The 15,326-nt window shown below is 66.4% G+C and carries 13 protein-coding genes and 1 tRNA gene; 7 read left to right on the top strand and 7 right to left on the bottom strand.

Going from position 1 to position 15,326, the window contains the following annotated elements; all coding sequences use genetic code 11:
• Positions 1 to 3 precede the first annotated feature (3 nt).
• Positions 4 to 1,440, bottom strand: a complete 1,437-nt coding sequence (locus tag ACYQ6W_RS05680) for a cytochrome ubiquinol oxidase subunit I (RefSeq protein WP_459674108.1) — start codon at positions 1,438 to 1,440, stop codon at positions 4 to 6.
• 572 nt (positions 1,441 to 2,012) lie between these two features.
• Between ACYQ6W_RS05680 and ACYQ6W_RS05675 the strand changes: the two genes are divergently transcribed.
• Genes ACYQ6W_RS05675 through ACYQ6W_RS05650 form a run of 6 tightly spaced genes read left to right on the top strand, consistent with a single transcriptional unit; the run spans position 2,013 to position 7,451 of the window.
• Positions 2,013 to 3,092, top strand: a complete 1,080-nt coding sequence (locus tag ACYQ6W_RS05675; RefSeq protein ID WP_459674107.1) for a polyamine ABC transporter substrate-binding protein — start codon at positions 2,013 to 2,015, stop codon at positions 3,090 to 3,092.
• A complete protein-coding gene (locus tag ACYQ6W_RS05670) occupies positions 3,089 to 3,967 on the top strand; it encodes an ABC transporter permease (protein WP_459674106.1) in 879 nt (292 codons plus the stop codon). Before ACYQ6W_RS05675 ends, ACYQ6W_RS05670 begins: the two co-directional genes overlap by 4 nt.
• Entirely contained in the window at positions 3,964 to 4,758 is a 795-nt protein-coding gene (locus tag ACYQ6W_RS05665; protein WP_459674105.1) for an ABC transporter permease, read from the top strand. Before ACYQ6W_RS05670 ends, ACYQ6W_RS05665 begins: the two co-directional genes overlap by 4 nt.
• On the top strand, positions 4,755 to 5,792 hold the full coding sequence (locus ACYQ6W_RS05660) for an ABC transporter ATP-binding protein (RefSeq protein ID WP_459674103.1): 1,038 nt from the start codon (positions 4,755 to 4,757) through the stop codon (positions 5,790 to 5,792). The genes ACYQ6W_RS05665 and ACYQ6W_RS05660 overlap by 4 nt, the downstream gene beginning before the upstream one ends.
• On the top strand, positions 5,779 to 6,537 hold the full coding sequence (locus tag ACYQ6W_RS05655) for an MBL fold metallo-hydrolase (protein WP_459674101.1): 759 nt from the start codon (positions 5,779 to 5,781) through the stop codon (positions 6,535 to 6,537). The genes ACYQ6W_RS05660 and ACYQ6W_RS05655 overlap by 14 nt, the downstream gene beginning before the upstream one ends.
• Positions 6,538 to 6,545: 8 nt before the next feature.
• Positions 6,546 to 7,451: a LysR family transcriptional regulator gene (locus tag ACYQ6W_RS05650; RefSeq protein ID WP_459674100.1), complete on the top strand. Its 906-nt coding sequence runs from the start codon at positions 6,546 to 6,548 to the stop codon at positions 7,449 to 7,451.
• Positions 7,452 to 7,534: 83 nt separating this feature from the next.
• Here ACYQ6W_RS05650 and ACYQ6W_RS05645 read toward each other — a convergent pair whose 3' ends face one another.
• Positions 7,535 to 8,443, bottom strand: a complete 909-nt coding sequence (locus tag ACYQ6W_RS05645; protein WP_459674099.1) for a type 1 glutamine amidotransferase domain-containing protein — start codon at positions 8,441 to 8,443, stop codon at positions 7,535 to 7,537.
• Between the two features lie 67 nt (positions 8,444 to 8,510).
• Between ACYQ6W_RS05645 and ACYQ6W_RS05640 the strand changes: the two genes are divergently transcribed.
• On the top strand, positions 8,511 to 9,407 hold the full coding sequence (locus tag ACYQ6W_RS05640) for a helix-turn-helix domain-containing protein (protein ID WP_459674098.1): 897 nt from the start codon (positions 8,511 to 8,513) through the stop codon (positions 9,405 to 9,407).
• A gap of 179 nt (positions 9,408 to 9,586) precedes the next feature.
• Here ACYQ6W_RS05640 and ACYQ6W_RS05635 read toward each other — a convergent pair.
• The 5 genes from ACYQ6W_RS05635 to ACYQ6W_RS05615 all read right to left on the bottom strand — a co-directional run bounded on the left by ACYQ6W_RS05635 (position 9,587) and on the right by ACYQ6W_RS05615 (position 15,312).
• Positions 9,587 to 9,662: transfer RNA gene (locus ACYQ6W_RS05635), tRNA-Glu, on the bottom strand.
• A gap of 218 nt (positions 9,663 to 9,880) precedes the next feature.
• Complete coding sequence (gene recJ, locus ACYQ6W_RS05630; RefSeq protein ID WP_459674097.1) at positions 9,881 to 11,755, bottom strand: single-stranded-DNA-specific exonuclease RecJ; 1,875 nt, start codon at positions 11,753 to 11,755, stop codon at positions 9,881 to 9,883.
• A complete protein-coding gene (glpX, locus tag ACYQ6W_RS05625) occupies positions 11,721 to 12,704 on the bottom strand; it encodes a class II fructose-bisphosphatase (protein ID WP_459674096.1) in 984 nt (327 codons plus the stop codon). Before glpX ends, recJ begins: the two co-directional genes overlap by 35 nt.
• An 80-nt stretch (positions 12,705 to 12,784) precedes the next feature.
• Complete coding sequence (locus ACYQ6W_RS05620; RefSeq protein ID WP_459674095.1) at positions 12,785 to 14,086, bottom strand: homoserine dehydrogenase; 1,302 nt, start codon at positions 14,084 to 14,086, stop codon at positions 12,785 to 12,787.
• Entirely contained in the window at positions 14,083 to 15,312 is a 1,230-nt protein-coding gene (locus ACYQ6W_RS05615; RefSeq protein WP_459674094.1) for an LL-diaminopimelate aminotransferase, read from the bottom strand. Before ACYQ6W_RS05615 ends, ACYQ6W_RS05620 begins: the two co-directional genes overlap by 4 nt.
• Positions 15,313 to 15,326: the final 14 nt, after the last annotated feature.

The raw sequence follows: 15,326 nt of genomic DNA, 5'->3' as shown, positions 1-15,326 counted from the left end.
GGGTCAGATGGGGCGAACATAGGGGGGCGCCTCGCCCTTCGCGCGGTCGTCGAACTCGCCGAGATGCTGGTTGCCGCCGTAAGCCACGGGGCTTTTGAGGTCAGGCCCGCGGCGCATCACCTTGGCGAAGAAATACCAGGTACTGCCCCAGACGATGAGCTCGAAATACATGTAGCCGAGCAGCCAGAGGATGGCGGAGGTCAGATCCATGTGGCTGACGCCCTGCTCCGTGCGCATCAGGCCGTAGACGACCCAGGGCTGCCGCCCCACTTCGCGCACCCACCAGCCGCACCAGATGCCGAGGTAGGGCAGGAAGCCGCAAAGGATGGCGGCCCCGAGGAAGAGCCGGTTCTCGGTGATCCGCGCGACGGAAAAGCGGCCACGCAGGAACAGCCACAGGCCCCAGAAGGCGAAGAGCATCAGCGCGCCGCCCGCCGCCACCATGACGCGGAAGGCGTAGAAGGGCACGACCACGGGCGGCCGGTCGGCGGGCGGGAAGCTGTTCAGCCCTTCTACCTTGCCGTTCCAGCTATGGGTTTCGAGCAGGCTCAGCACGTGCGGAATGCTCATGGACCAGGCCATACCGTCACCCTTGGCATTGGGCCAGCCGATCACCTTCCAGCTGTTATCCACCGATCCATCGGGATTGTAGGTGTTATAATGGCCTTCCATGGCGGCCAGGGCCGCGGGCTGCGCATCGGAGACCGTGAGGCCGAGGCCGTCCCCCAGATAGACCTGCAGCGGCGCGATGACGACGAGGGCGAGCACCGCGAATTTCAGCGGCCGCTGGAACAGGGCGACATGCTTCTTCGTCAGCACGAACCAGGCCGAGACCGCGATGACGAAGCAGAGCGCGAGTTCGACGGCCGCGATCAGCATATGCGGGAAGCCGAGCCAGACGTCGGGGTTGAGCAGTGCCGCGACCCAGTCCGTCACCTGGAAGACGCCGTTCTTCAGCTCCACGCCGGCGGGCGTCTGCATCCAGGAGTTGGCGTCGAGAATCCACATCGCCGAGAGCGACGAGGAGAGGGCGACGTTGAAGGTCGCGAAAAGGTGCATGCCGCGGCTGATCTTGCCCCAGCCGAAGATCATCAGGCCGATGAATCCCGCCTCATACATGAAGGCGGTGATGGTCTCGTAGCCCAGCACTTGGCCGAAGAAGGGGCCGGCCGCCTGGGAGAAGGGGCCGTAGAGAATGCCGAAGGCCATCTCCATGGTGATGCCGGTGGCCACGCCCGCGGCGAAGTTCACGATGAACAGCCGTTCGAAGAAGCGAACGATGCGATACCAGGCTTCGTCGTTGGTCGCGACCCAGCGCCATTCCGCGCAGAAGAGCAGGATGGCGAGGCCGATAGTCAGCGGCGGATAGATGATGTGGAAGGTCGTGATCCAGGCGAAATCGAGCCGGGAAATAAAGACCGTCAGGGCATCATTGGGCATCGAGGTCACTCCGGAATGTGGCGGAAGCGAACCACATCGTTGCTAAGCCTTTGCGACTATGAACGAACTCATTCCGCAACAGAAGGCTGAGGCTCGTTCTTGCGTGCTACCCCGAAGCGATGACACTCCTGCCTCCGCCGCCCGCGGGGCCCGGACGGTTGATGCGTTAATTTCAGAAAATTCTGAAAGAAATGTATCCTTCCCTTGATCCAAGTCAATGAAACGGACGGATGGGTGACATGCGGCCGGCGCGCAGAGACCGGGCGGAGACGCGGCGGGTCGCCTGCCTCCACTACGTGCCGGGCCGGGCAGTAGATCTTCCAAGGTCCATCCGCTGGCGGCGACCCAGTGGTGATGGGCCGGGGTGGAGAGCGGGGGTGGCGCGGGCGCGACCATCCCCCACAACATGATCATCCGAGCGAGGGAAAAGCATGCGGCGTTTTGCGGCCGGTCGCGCCTAGCCTGTTACCTTTATAAACATCAATGTAATGATGTTTATGAACCTATGGATCGCGGCGGCCGGAGGATGATTGGCTGCGCTTTCTGGTCGAAACAGTTCGGGGAAACCTGCCATGAAGCGGCTCCGCCTCTCCACCCTCTGTCAGGGGCTTCTGTGCGCGACGGCGCTCGGCGCCGCGGTGATTGGGTTCGCCGCTTCGGCGCGGGCCGCCGCTCAGCTCAATGTGCTGACTTGGTGTGACCATGAAGACCCCGCCCTCCTCAAGCCCTTCGAAGCGGCGAACGGTGTCCATGTGAACTTCAAGGACATCGGCAGCACGGCGGATGCGCTGGCGATCCTCGGCCAATCCAAGCCCGGCGACTGGGACGTGATCGTGATGGATGAGACGGATACTGGCCGTCTCGCCAAGATGGGTCTGCTGTCTCCGCTGACGCCCGCCGACTATCCCTTCGCGACAATCCCCGCCGTCATTGCCGACCCGAAGCTGACGAGCCTGGATGGCACGCTGTACACCGTGCCGGAAAAATTCGGCTACAACACGGTCGCCTTCAACAAGCAGGCCGTCGATCCGGCCGCGATGGAGGACATCGCGGCGCCGTGGGACGCGAAGTACAAGGGCCACATCGCGGTCTATGATTACTACGTCCCCGAGATCCAGTATGCGGCCCTGGCCATCGGGAAGAATCCCGACGCGATCACCGATGCCGATCTCCCTGCCATCAAGGCGAAGCTGCTGGCCTTGAAGCAGAATGCAGCGCTGGTGGGCGACGTGACGACGACGCAGCAGGCGCTGACAACCGGTGCCGTGGATATCCTGGTCGGTGGTGGCGAATGGGTGACGGCCGGCATTGCCAAGGACAGCCCCAATCTCGACTACACCATCCCGAAGCAGGGCGGCATCCGCTGGCAGCAGGGGCTGGGGCTTTTCGCCGCCTCCAAGGACAAGGCGATGGGCGTCAAGTTCATCCAATACATTCTGAGCCCAGAAGGGCAGGCCAAGCTCGCCACCTCCTCCTGCTACTGGGGGATGCCGGCGAATACCCAGGCCGCGCTCACGCCCGACCAGAAATCCATCCTGCGCTGGGACCAGCAGCCCGGCTATCTCAAGTCCTCCTATACCTATCTGCAGATGACGCCGGAGATGGATAAGAAGCTTCAGGTGCTCTGGGCCGAAGTGATGCAGGGCAAGTGACCAGCCCCGCTTCTGCGGAGAGCCGTGCGGCGGCGCGGCAGCGGCTCTCCGGCCTTTACTTCTCGCTGCCGGCGCTACTTTGGATTCTCGTCTTCTTCGCGGCGCCCGTCATCGTCATGGCGGTCTACAGCCTGCATCCGCTCGGGCCCAATGGACAACTCGGGCAGTGGAGCCTCGGCGCCTACCGCGCCTTCGCCGCCGAAAGCGCCTATCGCGCCGCGCTCGTGAATTCCATCGTCACCACGCTCATCGTCACGCTGCTCAGCACCGTGCTCGCCTATCCCTTCGCCTATTGCATCGCCCGCGTGGTGCCCGCCCGCTTCCAGCGGATCGCGCTGATTGCGGCGATCCTTCCCTTCTGGACCTCCTATGTCGTGCGCTCCTACGCCTGGCTGCTCGCGCTCTCGCCCGTGGGCGTGGTCAACAAGACGCTGCTGGCGCTGGGCGTCATCCATCGCCCGGTGCTGTTTGCCTACAATCCGCATGCGACGGAATTCGGCTTCATCCACTTCTTCATCATGCTGAACACGCTCACAATCTATGCGAGCCTGAAGCAGATCAATCCGCGCTATGCGCTGGCCGCCCAGGACCTCGGCGCCTCTGCCTGGCGCAGTTTCCTGTCCGTCACCCTGCCGCTGAGCCTGCCGGGCGTCGCCGTCGGCGCCTTTCTCACCATCGTGCTGACGATCGGCGATTACGTCACGCCGCAGATATTGGGTGGCTTCCGCCAGCTTCTGCTGCCGCAGGCGATCATGATGCAGATCCAGCGCCAGCTCGATCTACCCATGGCGTCCGCCATGTCGCTCATCCTCACCCTGGTGGTGGCGCTCGCCTATCTCGCGATGCAGCGCTGGCTGAAGATGGCCCGGCTATGAGACGAGCGCTGCACAGAGCGGGCACCACGCTCGCCGGCCTCTACATGGCTCTCTGCTATTTCTTCATCTTCCTGCCGGTGGGCGTGCTCGTCCTCTTCTCCTTCCAGGGCGGTCGGCTACCAGTGCCGCCCTTCAACGGACCCTCCTTGCGCTGGTATGCCGCCGCCTTCGCAGACGACCGGCTGGTGCATGGCTTCGTCAATTCGCTGATCGTGGGGGTGGGCTCCTCCGCGCTCTCCGTGCTGCTCGGCTTCCTCGCGGCCTATGGGCTGGCGCGGCACGACTTTCCCGGCAAGTCCCTGATCCAGGGCGTAATCATGCTGCCGCTCGCCGTGTCCTATCTGCTCGTCAGCATGGGACTTCTCGTCAGCGCCTCGGCGCTGAACATTGGGCCGAGCCTGGTGACGGTGATCATCGGTCATGTCGTCATCAACATGCCGCTCGCCTTTGCCATCTGCCTCGCTCAGCTCGGCGAGCATCAGCGCCGCATCGAAATGGCGGCGCGCGATCTCGGTGCTTCCACCACCCGCGTGCTGTGGAGCATCACCGCGCCGATGATCCTGCCGGCGCTGATCGCCGCCTTCTGCCTGTGCTTCACCCTGTCCTGGGATGAGTTCCTCATCGCCTTCCTCAACACCCGCTTCAACGTGACGCTGCCTGTCGTCATCTGGAGCCTGCTGCGTGGCGGGCTCAATCCAGAGACGAATGCGGCAGGGTCCTTCATCTTCCTCTGCTCGGTTGCGCTCGTGATGATTGTCGAACTTCTCCTGCTCCGGCGGCGCCGCTCATGAGCGCGCCCCATCTCGTCATCGACCGCGTGCGCAAGGCCTATCCGGGGTCGGTCGCGCTCGATAACGTCTCGCTCTCCGTCGCGGCTCATGACTATGTGGTGTTGCTCGGGCCCTCGGGGTCGGGAAAGACGACGCTGCTCTCGATCATCGGCGGTTTCACCGTCCCGACCGCCGGGCGCGTGCAGATCGCCGGGCGGGACGTCACCAATCTCGGCCCGGCCGCACGGCCGACAACGACGGTGTTTCAGGATTATGCGTTGTTTCCGCATATGAGCGTCGGCCAGAACATCGCCTTCGGCCTCAAGTTGCGGCGGGTGGCCGGCGCGGAACGCCAGCACCGGGTCGAGCGTGCCCTCGAGATGGTGGGACTGGCGGGTTTCGGTCGGCGCGCCATTCACGAACTGTCGGGCGGCCAGCGGCAGCGCGTGGCGCTCGCACGCGCGCTGATCCTCGAGCCGGAGATCCTGCTGCTGGACGAGCCGCTGGGCGCGCTCGACCTCAATCTGCGCCGGCAGATGCAGGACGAACTCCTGGCCCTGCAGCGCCGCACCGGGCGGTGCTTCGTCCACGTCACCCATGATCAGGAAGAGGCGATGGCGCTCGCCAGCCTCATTGTCGTGATGAACAAGGGCCGCATCGAGGATGCGGGGCCGCCCGCGCGCGTCTATGCCCGGCCGGCCACCCGCTTCACGGCCGCCTTCATGGGTGAAAGTACCGAGATCGCCGGCACGGTCGTGCGGGCCGGTGTGCGCTCCGTGCTCGGCGATCTGCCGGTGACACCGAAGGGAGCAGAGGGTGAGGCGGCAACGGTGATCATCCGGCCCGAAAACATCCATGCGGATGGTGCCGGCGATGTCTCTCTCGGCGAGGCGCGCATCACCGAAGCCATCTTCCAGGGCGCGCATTACCGCGTGCAGGCCCGCTCCGAGACGAGCGACCAGACCTTCCTCCTGCGCCTGCCACCGCGTGCCGCGCCCGAAACCGGTAGCCTGCTCACCCTGTCCTGCGCGGAGGCCGATCTTGTCGCCGTCTGACCGCATCAGAGCAGAGGATTGGTTCGAGACCATCGCCATGGGGGAGGGGGTCACGCTGATCCACGAGCCTTGGATCAAGCCCTTCTTCCGCTGCAATATGTGGTTCGTGCGTGGCCGCGACCGCGATCTTCTCTTCGATAGCGGGCTCGGCGTCTTTCCCCTGGCGCCGGTGGTGGCAAGGTTCAACGGGCGCATGCCGGTCTGTGTCGCGAGCCACACCCATTTCGACCATATCGGCGGCCATCACGAATTCCCCTGCCGGTGCGTCCACACGAACGAGGCCGCAATCCTCGCCGATCCGCGCAACGCGTGGACCCTGGCCGACGCCTACGCGACCGACGCCATGTTCGATGCCTTGCCCGACGGGTGGGACAGTGCCGCCTATGCCGTGCAGCCTGCGCCGGCCGAGCGGCTTCTGGCCGATGGGGAGGTCATCGATCTCGGTGATCGCGCATTCCAGGTCATCCACACGCCAGGCCATTCGCCCGGTGGCATCGCGCTCTGGGAGGCGAAGACCGGCGTGCTCCTCTCCGGCGACATCCTCTATGACGGTCCTCTGATCACCGACACCTATCACGCCGATCTTGGTGATTACGACGCCTCCATCGACCGCTTGCAAAAGCTGCCGGTGAGCGTGGTGCATGGCGGGCATTTCCCGAGCTTCGGCCGCGTGCGTCTCCACCAGCTCGCCGCCGAGTATCGTGCCGGGCGGCGCCAGCCTGGCTGCCACCTCAGCGGCGTCTGAGGCGCGCCTTGGCCCGGCTCGATACCGTTGATCTGCGGCTGCTGCGCGTTTTCGCAACGGTTGTGGAGGCGCGGGGTTTTACGGCGGCGCAGACCATCCTGAACGTCAGCGGTTCCACCATCAGCAACCAGATCACCGCCTTGGAGACGCGCCTCGGCGTCAAGCTCTGTCAGCGCGGGCGCGCCGGCTTCAAGCTGACTGAAGACGGGGCTGCGATCTTCGCCGAGGCACAGAAGCTCTTCTCCGCGGTGGACGACTTCGACCTGCGGGCGAGCGCCCTCCGATCCCATATCCGTGGCACGCTCGTGGTCGGGCTGGTGGACGGCACGATCTCGGACGAACGTGTCGGTTTGCATGCGCTGTTCCGTGAGTTCACCACGAGCATGCGGGACGTGCAGCTTTCCATCGAGATGAAGTCGCCGAACGAGCTGCTGCGCGATTTGCTCGATGGGCGCATCCATCTCGGCATCGGCAGCTTCCCGCGCATCATGCTCGGGCCTCACTACGTCCAGCTGTACGAGGAGACGCATCATCTCTACTGCGCAGAGGGCAATCCGCTCTTCGGCCTCGCGGCCCACCGCGTCACACGCGAGCTGATCGCGGGTCAGCGCCTCATCTCCCGCGGCTATTGGGGTCGGCGCGACACGAAGCAGCTCGGCGGCGGACGCGGCAATGCCACGGTCAACAGCATGGAGGCGGGGGCCCATCTCATCCTCTCGGGCGAATATATCGGCTATCTTCCCGAGCATTACGCACGGCCTTGGGTCAGCAGGGGCGAGATGAAGGCGCTGCTGCCGGGGGAGGTCAGCTACGAGGCGCCTTTCGAACTCGTCTATGACCGTGCGGTCGAGAAACTCGCTCCGGCGCGGCTCTTCATCGAGCAACTGCGCGCGCGCTTCGGAGTGGCGGGGTAGCCAATTGTTTGCCCAGTCCTCCGGTGGTCCGCCGCCAGCGACAATTCCCGGGCATTTGGCCGTAAGGGGCGAGGCTCCGCGCCTTACGCCTTGGCTTGCTGCAGGGCGCTCAGCAGGTGCTCGGCCATGGGGCCGGCCGAGGCCGGGTTCTGGCCTGTGATCAGCCGCCCGTCGACCACCACATGGGCCTGCCAGTTGGCCGCCGAGGAGTAGCTTGCCCCGTCGGCAACCAGTGCGTCCTCAAGTTCATAGGGAACGTCTTCGCGGGCGTAGTCGTATTCCTCGCTCTTCGAGAAGGCGGTCATGCGCTTGCCTCTGAGGAACGGCTTGCCGTCGCCCAGGTCCACGCCCAACAGAGCGCAGGGCCCATGGCATACGGCAGAGACGAGCTTGCCCGTGGTCCACGCCCGGACAACCGCCGTCTGAACCTGGGTATTGCGAGCGATGTCGACCATCGGGCCGAGTCCGCCTGGAATCAGCACGGCGTCGTAGTCGGCTGCATCGACTTCGGACAGTTTTCGGCTGCGGTTCAAGCGGTTGAACGCCTTGCTCTCGAAAAAAGCCTTCTGCGCGGGGTCGCTCTCATCATAGGCGTCATGCGGCGTCCAGCCGCCAGCGGGTGAAGCAAACTCGACTGCGATGCCTGCTCGGTCGAGTATTTCGAACGGATGAGCGACTTCTGCAAAGAAGAAGCCGGTTTTGCGGTTTCTCGGACCGATAACGGCGGCGTTCGTTACGATAAACAAAACATGTTGCGTCATGGGTCTTTTACTTCTTGAATGAGTGGTGATGTCCGAGGCTATCTTACCTGCCTGCGAAGCGGCGGGAACGGAGAATTGACAGGGCGAGGCGACCTGGCCCGGCGTTGATAGACGTTGCGCGGCCCGAAGTATCGTCACATCCTGCCCTCCGACGGACCGATCTTGCTCTTGTTCCGTGCCTATCGCATCCACGCGGATCCGCAGCGTCTTGATGGTGACGGGGCGTGGCATCGGTGCTTCTGCCAAATCCGGGCGGCGACGGCTTCGCGCCGGGCAAGGGCGACCAAGTCGGAGTGGGATGCCGATGATCGGATCGGGGGATCGGAAATTTATCGGCAGCGAGCACCTCGGCAGTATCGCCGAGTGGCCGGACCTACTCATCGAGAGACGCAGGATTCAGGCTGGTCCTCAAGCAGATTTCACCGCCGAGAGCGTGGAGGTGGTGATCATGCTCGCCGGGCAGGCGGGATCACAACGCAAGGGAAACGGCGAAACTCAGAAAGGAGCCGCCCTCCCTGGGATGGTCTGGATTTCGCCGATAGGAATCTACGAGCACGACATTGAACTGACTGGCCCCGCCGAATGCCTTCATCTCTACCTTCCCCCGACACTTGTGGAGGCAAGCGCACTGCAGGATTATGACCTCGATCCTGCTAAGGTCGAACTTGCCTATGCGGGCTTCGTCGCTGACCCGATGTTGCATCAGATCGCTACCGCCATAACGGGCTGCATCGGCCGGAAATTCGACGTCACGGACCGGCTATTCATCGACGGGATGCGGGCTTCCTTGGCCGCCTGCCTGATGAGCAGCTACACCGTTGATCGCTGGAGGCGGCCCGAAGTCGCTCCCACACTCGATGCCAAGCGACTGAACAGGGTGCTCGACTATATCGGAGCGCATCTTCCCGAGGAGATGACCCTTGACCAGCTCGCTGCCGAAGCCTGTCTCAGCCCCTATCATTTCGCGCGCCTGTTCAAGCAAGCCACCGGGCTTTCGCCCCACCGCTACGTGACAGACCGACGCATCCAGCTGGCGCAGAACAAACTGGCGCGCAATGGCGCGTCGCTGGTCGAGATCGGCTTGGACTGCGGCTTTGGCTCGCAAACCAACTTCACGCGCGTGTTTCGCAAGAATACCGGCCTCACCCCCGGCCAATATCGCGCCTTGTGTCATGGCCGGGGCAACGGCAACTGATCCCACGGCGTGCACAACGACCGCGTGATGGACAGCCCCCATGACGGCGCTGGTGCCAGGAGCACGAGGCGGGTGGGGGCGGCCTGATCGCCGCCTCAGCCGCGCGGCAGCACCCGGAGAACGATCCGTCCGAGGGCGCTGATTGCAGCGCCAGGACAAGGTTTAGAGATGTGAGAAGATGGCGTCCCGTAGGGGATTCGAACCCCTGTTACCGCCGTGAAAGGGCGGTGTCCTAGGCCTCTAGACGAACGGGACAGGCCTGGTAGGCCGGAGGTCAGGAGCGGGGGCTCCATCATCGCGGCAGTGGCGCTGGGTAGCCGAGGGGCGGCGGGGAATCAAGCCCTGCGGTTCGTATTTCTCACCAAAGCCCGGCAAGGCTCGTCCGCGCCCGGCGAGGGGCGCCCTGCGAGGGGCGCCCTGCGAGGGGCGCCCGGCGAGGGACGCCCAGCCCAGGGATGACCGGTGCGCATCCGTCACGCCCAGGCGGCGTCCTGCACCATGAAGCTCGCCGAGACGGTGCCGTTCCACTCTTCCGCCCGCAGATGGCCGGCGAGATGCAGGGGCCGGCGGCCGGTATCGAGCAGCGCCTCCGCCACCGGCCCCGTCTTGGCGCGGAAGAGCAGCGTCTTCAGCCGCCCGCCACCTTCGCCCTCCACCATGGCCCTGATCGTTCCGCCATCCTTTCCGATACGGTCGGCCTTCAGCACGCGGACATGGCTCACCACCAGCAGCGGCTCGTCATTGCCCTGGCCGAAGGGGGCGAGGCGCAGCAGCTGTTCGGCGACGGGCACGGTCGCCCCCCGCGCCGTGAGCACGCCTTCCACCGAGAGTGCCGCGGCGGAGGGCATGGCGGCGGCAACCGACAGCCGGTCATTGAGGAAGGCATGCAGGGCCGGCACGCCCTCCTGCAGTAGGGCGAAGCCCGCCGCCATGGCGTGGCCGCCGCCGCGCTCCAGCAGGCCGCTCTGCCGCGCTGCCAGCACGGCCGCACCCAGATCGATGCCGGGCACCGAGCGGCCGGAGCCGGTGGCGCGGCCTTCGGCGAATGCCATGACGCAGGCGGGGCGGTTGAACTTCTCCTTCAGCCGCCCGGCGACGATGCCGACGACGCCGGCATGCCAGCCTTCGCCACCGACGAGGAGCACCGGGCAACCGGCCGCGATTTGGGCTTCGGCGAGGCGGATCGCTTCCTCCATCACCCCAAGCTCGATCTGCTGGCGCTGGCGGTTGATGCTGTCGAGCAGCTCGGCGATCTCGCGCGCCTCCTCGGGGTCCTCCGTCAGCAGCAGCCGCAGGCCGAGGCTCGAATCGGCGACACGGCCGCCGGCATTGATGCGCGGGCCGAGGGCGAAGCCGCAGGTCATGGCGGAGGGCACGCCCTTCGCCTGCGCCACCTCCAGCAGAGCGGCGATTCCGGGCCGCCCGCCGCGCGCCATGATGCGTAGGCCCTGGGCCACGAAGGCGCGGTTCAGGCCGGTCAGCGGCATCACGTCGCAGACGGTCGCCAGTGCCACGAGATCGAGCAGGCGCATCAGGTCGGGCTCGGCTCGGCCGGCGCCGAAAAAACCGTCCCGCCGCAGATGGCGCAGCAGGGCGACGGCGGTGAGGAAGGCGATGCCCGTGGCGCACAGGCTGCCCTGGCCCGAGCCGCAATCCAGCCGGTTGGGATTGACGGTCGCGAGAATCGCGGGCGGCGGACCCTCCGCCTTATGATGGTCGAGCACCAGGATATCGACCGGCGCGTTGAGGGCGGCGAAGACATCATGCGCGGCCGTGCCGCAATCGACGCAGACGACGAGACCCGCGCCCTTGGCCGTCAGCCCGGATAAAGCCGGCACATTGGGGCCGTAGCCTTCCGTCGCGCGGTCCGGAATGTGTGTGTGGACGACGCAACCGAGGCGCTGCAGCAGCTCGGTCATCAGCGCCGTGGAACAGGCGCCATCCACGTCGTAATCGCCGAAGATGCCGATCGTCTCGCCCGCTTCCACGGCGCGCGCCAGGCGTTCGGCCGCGCGGTCCATGTCGATGAGGGTCGAGGGGTCGGGCAGCAGGGCGCGCAGCGTCGGTGTCAGGTAATGCGTCGCTTCCTCGAGGCCGATGCCGCGGATGGCGAGCAGCCGGCCCACGATCTCGGGCAGGTCGAGCCGCTGGGCCAGGCCGAGGCCGAGATGGGCGGGCACCGCCAGCGCGCCGGGCCGCCACAGCCAGCGCCGGCCCGAGACGCTCTGCGAGACGCCGAGGACGAGGCCGTCATCCTCCTCGGCCGGCCGTGAGACGAGGGCACTCAGCGCGCCATCCTCCGCACGGCGCGGCTCACGCGTTGGTCCAATGCTTGATCGCGAAGTCATGATGCGCTTCGACGAAGCGCACGGTGCCGGACTTGCTGCGCATGACGACGGAATGGGTGACGGCGCCGACCTCCGTGCGTAGCACGCCGCGCAGCATCGGCCCGGTGGTCACACCGGTGGCCGCGAACATCACGTCCCCGCCCGCGATCTCATGCAGGCTGTATTTGCGGTTGGGGTCGATCACCCCCATGGTCCGGGCGCGCTCGATCTGCGCGTCAGCCTCGTAGAGCAGCCGGCACTGCATCTGCCCGTTCATGCAGCGCAAAGCGGCCGCGGCGATCACGCCTTCCGGCGCGCCGCCGGAGCCGAGATAGAGATCAACCCCGCTCACCGGCAGGGCGGTCGCGATGCAGCCGGCAACGTCCCCGGCCTCGATCAGCATGATGCGGGCGCCGGCCTCGCGACAATGCGCGATGATCTCGGCATGGCGCGGCCTGTCCAGGATGCAGACGACGAGATCGGAAATATCCACCTTCTTGGCGCGGGCCAGGTTGCGCAGATTGGCGCTTTCCGGCGCGTCGAGATCGACGACACCTTGCGGCAGCCCGGCGCCCACCGCGATCTTCTGCATGTAGATGTCGGGCGCGTGCAGGAAGCGGCCCTTGTCGGCCAGCGCGATCACCGCCATGCCGTTGGCCGCGCCCTTGGCGACGATCTCGGTGCCTTCCAGCGGATCGACGGCGATGTCCATCTCCGGCCCGCCGATGCCCACCTTCTCGCCGATGTAGAGCATCGGCGCCTCGTCCATCTCGCCCTCGCCGATGACGACGGTGCCCGAGATCGCGACGGAATCGAAGGCGTGGCGCATGGCTTCCACAGCGGCGCCGTCGGCCGCGTTCTTGTCGCCACGGCCGATCCATTTGGCGGCGGCGATGCCGGCGGCTTCCGTCACGCGCACCAGCTCCAGCGCCAGGTTGCGGTCGGTATGTTGCCGGGGAGGCTGGGCCATCGCGTGCTCCTTCAGGTTCTGTCCGCGCGGAACAGGAGTCTAGCCTAGCCCCCGGCGATTCGGAAAATCAGGCCGCGCCCCTAGGCCGCGCCGATGCGAATGAGGGCCGGCGGCTCCAGCACGCTCGAGAGCGCCGCCATGCGAGCCACCGCCTGCATCATGTCGGCCTCCCGCGTCTCATGCGTCACGAGCACGATCGGCACCGCCTCGCCGGGCGCGCGGCCATGCTGCAGCATGGATTGCAGGGACACGCCGGTATCGCGCAGCACCGCCGTCACCTCGGCCATCACGCCTGGCCGGTCCAGCACCATCAGGCGCAGGTAGTAGGCGCCGTGATGGGCGGTCATCGGCAGGTTGGGCAGCGGCTTCAGGGCAATACCCTCCGCGCCCCAGATCGGCGTCAGCCGGCCACGCGCGAGATCGATGAGATCGGCGACCACGGCAGAGGCCGTGGGGCCGGCGCCTGCGCCGCGGCCCATGAGCATGACGCGGCCGACGAAATCGCCCTCCGCCACCACGGCGTTGAAGACGCCGTCCACCTGGGCGATCTCCTCGCCCTCCGGCACCATGGCCGGATGCACGCGCATGGAGACACCCTCGGCATCCCGCCGAGCGATGCCGAGCAGCTTGATGCGCATGCCGAGTTCACGGGCGAAGGCGATGTCGAGCGCAGAGATGCGGCGGATGCCTTCGACGTGCAGCGCCGAGAAATCGACCGGCTGGCCGAAGGCGAGGGCGCCGAGGATGGCGAGCTTGTGGGCGGCATCCACCCCGTCCACGTCGAAAGAGGGATCGGCCTCGGCATAGCCGAGCTTCTGCGCATCGGCGAGGACGTCGGCGAAATCCCGGCCCTGCTCGCGCATCACGGTCAGGATGTAGTTGCAGGTACCGTTGAGAATGCCGGAGACGGTGCGGATCTCGTTGGCGGCCAGGCCTTCGCGCAGCGCCTTGATGGCGGGGATGCCGCCGGCAACGGCGGCTTCATAGCCAAGGGAGACGCCTTGCGCCTCTGCCATCCGCGCAAGCTCCGCGCCATGCAGCGCGAGCAAAGCCTTGTTCGCGGTCACAACCGGCTTGCCGGCCGCGAGCGCGGCCCGTACGGTCTCGGCCGCCGGGCCTTCCGCGCCGCCGATCACCTCGACCATCACATCCACCTGCGCGTCCGTGGCCAGGGCCACCGGGTCCTCGTGCCAGCGCAGCCCTTCCGTCGAGACGCCGCGGTCCCGCGTGCGGTCTCGGGCCGAGACCGCCGTCACCGTCACCGGCCGGCCGGCGCGCGCGCCGATCAGCGCCGCATTCTGCCGCAGGAGGGAGAGGGTGCCGGCGCCGACGGTGCCGAGGCCCGCGATGCCGACGCGCAGCGGTTTGGAAGGGTCGCTCATACCAGGTCCTGTGCGGAAGCGGCCTCGGGGGAGGCGGGGGGATGGTTGCCGTCCTGGCCCAGGAAGGTGCGGATGTTCCGCACCGCCTGGCGCAGGCGCTGGGTGTTCTCGACGAGCGCGATGCGGACGTGGCCGTCGCCATATTCGCCGAAGCCGATGCCGGGGGCGACCGCCACCTGTGCGCGCTCCAGCAGCAGCTTGGAGAAATCGAGGCTGCCCATATGGGCATAGCGCTCAGGGATCGGCGCCCAGGCGAACATCGAGCCTTGCGGGCTCGGCACCTGCCAGCCGGCGGAGGCGAGGCCGCGGATCAGCACGTCGCGCCGCTCGCGATAGAGGCTGCGGGCGGCTTCCACGCAATCCTGTGGGCCGTTCAGCGCTGCCGTCGCCGCCACCTGGATGGGAGTGAAGGCGCCGTAGTCGAGATAGGATTTCATGCGCGTCAGCGCCGTCACCAGGCGCTGGTTGCCGGCAGCGAAGCCCATGCGCCAGCCCGGCATGGAATAGGTTTTGGAGAGGCTGGTGAATTCCACCGTCACCTCCCGCGCGCCCTCCACCTGCAGCACCGAGGGCGGCGGCTCACCCTCAAAAAACAGTTCGGCATAGGCGAGGTCGGAGAGGATGAAGAACTCGTGGCTGCGCGCGAGCTTCACGAGTTCCTTGTAGAAATCGAGGGTCGCGACATGCGCCGTGGGGTTGGACGGGAAGTTGACGATCAGCGCAGTGGGCTTCGGCACGGAATGGCGCACGGCGCGGTCGATGGCGCGCAGCATCTCGTCATCCGGTGTCGCCGGGATGGAGCGCACGGCAGCGCCTGCGATGATGAAGCCGAACTGATGGATGGGGTAGGACGGGTTCGGCACCATGATGGTGTCGCCCGGAGAGGTGATGGCGGCAGCGAGATTGGCGAGCCCTTCCTTGGAGCCCAGGGTGGCGATCACCTCTGTCTCGGGGTCCAGCGTCACGCCGAAGCGGCGCTGGTAGTAACCGGCGAGCGCCCGGCGCAGCCCGGTGATGCCGCGGCTGACCGAATAGCGATGGGTGCGGGGGTCCTGCACCGCTTCCACGAGCTTGGCCACGATATGGGGCGGCGTCGGGCTGTCGGGATTGCCCATGCCGAGGTCGATGATGTCGGCTCCGGCCGTGCGGGCGGCGGCCTTGGCCTTGTTGACGACCGCGAAGACATAGGGCGGCAGGCGGCGGATGCGGTGGAATTCTTCGGTCATGGTGTGGCCCGGCA

Source organism: Acidisoma sp. 7E03 (genome assembly GCF_054665075.1).
This window is presented reverse-complemented; position numbering and strand designations above follow the sequence as displayed.